Annotated in this window: 1 protein-coding gene; it reads right to left on the reverse strand. The window is 34.4% G+C overall.

Translation table 11 applies throughout. The features are described from left to right. Positions 1-138: 138 nt before the first annotated feature. The gene (locus tag G634_RS0114810) at positions 139-1,614 is read right to left on the reverse strand and encodes a hypothetical protein (RefSeq protein WP_026505915.1); all 1,476 of its coding nucleotides are present in this window, start codon (positions 1,612-1,614) and stop codon (positions 139-141) included. Positions 1,615-1,836 lie beyond the last annotated feature (222 nt).

Raw genomic sequence — 1,836 nt, forward strand, 5'->3', positions numbered from 1 at the left:
TATCCATGTCTGCATAATACCATACGTAATTAGCAGAGTCAAGAAAAGGCGGCTAACTCATGACTAAAGTCACGAGTTAGCCGCCAATGTTATCACATAATCATGATCTAGTACGACATCCCTCTGCCATCCTGAGACTTACGTGGTGTTTAGCATCAACTCTTTCTTTTTCTTCTCGATAACTTTTGCAATATAATCACTAAGATTATAGTAGACTGCATCACCCAAAATTCTGTACTCGCGTTTGTCAGCATCTTCATATTCTTTTTCAAAGACCTCAACCATGTCATCATTATTATAATAAGCATTAATAGCAAGATTATAATCTCGGTCTATTTGATCTATTTCTTCTCGTCCATAGGCTGCAAAAGCATTTACATCTCTAAAATAATTTGCAACATCCAAATAGATATGATTGAGCCTTAAACTGTCTATCATAGTAACATTTTTGGGGAACAATGAGAGGTCACCATTCTTATACAGTTCGTAACACTGGGTAAACTCTTCCATATCAATTTTATCTGCAAGAAAATTTTCCCAGAATCCTTTTTGTGACATAAAAACTATTTTAGATGAATCCTCAAAATTTGATAATAGATTCATCACCTTTTCATACTGTTCATCCGACTCAAAAGGAATAAAACAAATATCGTTCTCTTCGCCAATATATTCTTTTGTTCTAGTGTCATAGTCCTTTTTCTGGTGAATTCTGATTCCGTCCTTAGACACAAATGTCTCATACTCATGCTCTATTGTCCCGTTACTAGTCTTACATGATATACTTCCTAATAATGTAAGTACATCTCGTACTGTGATATTATTGCTATTTACAACCTCAAGTCTATGAAGTTCAGTTGCCGTATAATTCTCGCCATAGAGCCTTCTCACATACTGCTGCCAAAAGTCTTCAGATGCCATAGGCCCATTCCCATCCGTAATATTGGACAAATACTCTGGTAATAAATACCTTTCTGGCATTCTGTCTTCTTCCGGTATCTGATATGAGGCAATATTATCCATGAACTTTTGAAGAGCGGTCACAATATTGTTGAGACTTTCTGCAAGTTTAACACATCCTTTTGACTCTAATACACTTTCATAATTGTTCAAAGCCAGATAATAATTCTTTTTCTCAAAAATATCTTCTACTTCCGAAAAATCTCGCATTATTGAATCCGCACTAGCATCAGTTTCCTGAATATACTTGCACAATGCAATAAATTCAGGATAATTGGAATTGGTCGGATCAACTTTATATGGGTCAAACTGATATTGTTTTTCATCACCGTTTTCATCATGTGTTATGATTTGATACTGACGTTCATCCTCGTTAACATCAATGCATATCTGAAATGACTGGGTCTTATTTGAATAATTAAAAATCTCGTTTCCATTTTCATCTTTTGATATATCAAGGCCATATGATGAAATTCCAGTTGTAATAACTCTAGAATATGACAATTTAGAATTCTTCTTTTGGCTTTCATGTTCACTCGGCTCATCCTCAATTACTGCAACTTCCGGAGAAAATTCAATTGAAGAGTCTGATTTTTTCTCTATTCGACTTAAGTCGCCATAACTCGTTTGCTGAAGAGATTTTATTAATAACGGCATATAATCACCTCTATTATTTACTTTATAGAAATTTAAGCTTCCACTCTCTACATCGGAAAAAAAAATTCAAAATAAATATAAAATATACATAAAATATGTGATAATCTTTGTTGCTTTTTACACAATAGTAACTACTTCTCAACTACCCTAACACTGAGGGCATTCTTGAATTGTGAAGCCTCACACGACTAAAGTCGCGTGCTTCCTATTGCCACAATCTAC

The organism is Butyrivibrio sp. NC3005 (genome assembly GCF_000424545.1).
In the GTDB taxonomy this organism is placed as follows: Bacteria; Bacillota; Clostridia; order Lachnospirales; family Lachnospiraceae; genus Butyrivibrio.